The sequence below is a fragment of the Pseudomonas brassicae genome (genome assembly GCF_010671725.1).
Classification (GTDB): Bacteria; Pseudomonadota; Gammaproteobacteria; order Pseudomonadales; family Pseudomonadaceae; genus Aquipseudomonas; species Aquipseudomonas brassicae.
Window position 1 is genome coordinate 1 of sequence record NZ_JAAHBU010000527.1, and the last position, 1,765, is coordinate 1,765.

Sequence of the window (1,765 nt, forward strand, 5' to 3'; positions counted from 1 at the left end):
TTGTCACGGTTCAGGATACGAAGCTTAAGGCCGGTCGCTTTGCATTTTTGATCAACACATATGCGCCTGAGCAAAGTCATAGCATTAACATTCTTGACGGTAGCCAGCTTCTGGGTGGGAATTTGATGTATCTAAATGGTCCCGGCACTACCCATCTGGTTATTGGTGGCTCAACTATCGGAAGTGGCTCCGGTTACGGCGCGGTAATCATGTTGGCTAACGATCCTTCACTTCAGTTTACATTGCGTGACGGCGCAATATTCAAGGGACGGTACGAACAATACGGCGGGGGGGCTTCAGTAATTAAAATGAATATCGAGTCCCGCAGTACCTGGCAGATGGAACGGAGTGAGTCAATAAAAAGCCTAGCCTTGGACGAAGGTTTTGTCTCGCTTTCGGATGGCACACGTAGCACGCGTAATACGTTGACGGTGGAGAGTCTCTCAGGTAGTAGGGGAACGTTTGAACTCACTACGAACCTGGGCCTTCTCACCTCCGATCAATTGAAAGTCACAGGTACCGCCTCTGGCGATTTTACGCTGCGTGTGCACAATACCGGCGAGGAGCCCAAAGCACCGCAGCCCGCGACTCTCATCGAAACCAATGGCGGCACTGCGGTTTTCAGCCTTTATGGCAGCGTCGTAGACGTCGGTCTTTACCAGTATCGCCTTCAGCAGCAAGGCAACGACTGGGTACTGACACCCTATCAACTCACTGATCAAGATTCTTCGCCCGGTACAGATGGTTTGACCAGTACTGTGCTACCCCATGTACCGGCCTCCAGATCACTCACTGCCAGCGCGCGAACACTTATCAGCTCGCACGTTGCCACCCCGCAACTGCTCCAAGGGGAGAATCGTGCCATTCAAGAACAGTTGAATGACTTGCGCTATGGACAAGCGCGTGGCGGTGCGTGGGCTAAAACCTTTGGCCGTAAGTCCCAAGGCACGGCTGATTCGGATGTGAACTACAACCAGGACCTTTGGAGCATGGTGCTGGGGTATGAGGGCCCAATCAGAGAGGCTCAGATACCGCTTACCCTAGGCGTTTTTGGTGGTTATTCGCAATCCGAAATTGGGGTGGACGGCCCCTCCAAGAGCCAGCTCAAGTCGGCTTATGTCGGGCTCTATGGCAGCTTGTCGGATAGTTCGGGGCTGTATTTTGACGGTGTGTTCAAGGTTAATCGCTTGTTCAGTGATGCGCAGGTCACAATGAGCAGCGGTAGCAAGGCTCACGGTAAGTTTCAGACCGATGCTATTAGCGTCCTGGCGGAGGCAGGCAAGCGGCTGGAGCTTGATAAGCACTGGTACGCACAGCCCTTCGTGCAATTAAGCGCTGCGCATGTGATCGGCTATCACCAGAATTTAAGCAACGGCATGCGCGCTAGGGCCGAAAGTTTGGACATGGCACAGGCCAGCGTGGGTATCACTCTGGGATTCAAGCACGATCTTGGCCCACGCAACGCTTTGGAGCCGTACCTGCGTCTGGCGCTGGGACGTGAGTTTAACGACCGCAACACGATCCAGATCAACGGTGCCGACTTTGATAATAATCTTGCCGGATACCAGCGCAGTGTGGGTGTTGGTGCCGGAATGGGTTTGCTGGAGGATCTGCGGGTCGATGCGAGGTTCGACGTGGTAAAGACCCGTCGGGTGGACCATGACCGAGGTGGCAGTTTCAGCCTTGTCTACTCGTTTTAAGCGCTGTGAAAAAGGATGTCGCCAGCTAGTGCCTCAAGGCATTGCCTGCAGTTGCTCCTATGGTT

General features: G+C 53.8%; 1 protein-coding gene. It reads left to right on the forward strand.

Annotated features, from left to right (window positions below):
• Window positions 1–1,700, forward strand: a 1,700-nt coding sequence (locus tag G3436_RS25625; RefSeq protein ID WP_163950999.1) for an autotransporter outer membrane beta-barrel domain-containing protein, incomplete at its 5' end; no start/stop codon positions are given.
• Between the last annotated feature and the right edge of the window lie 65 nt (window positions 1,701–1,765).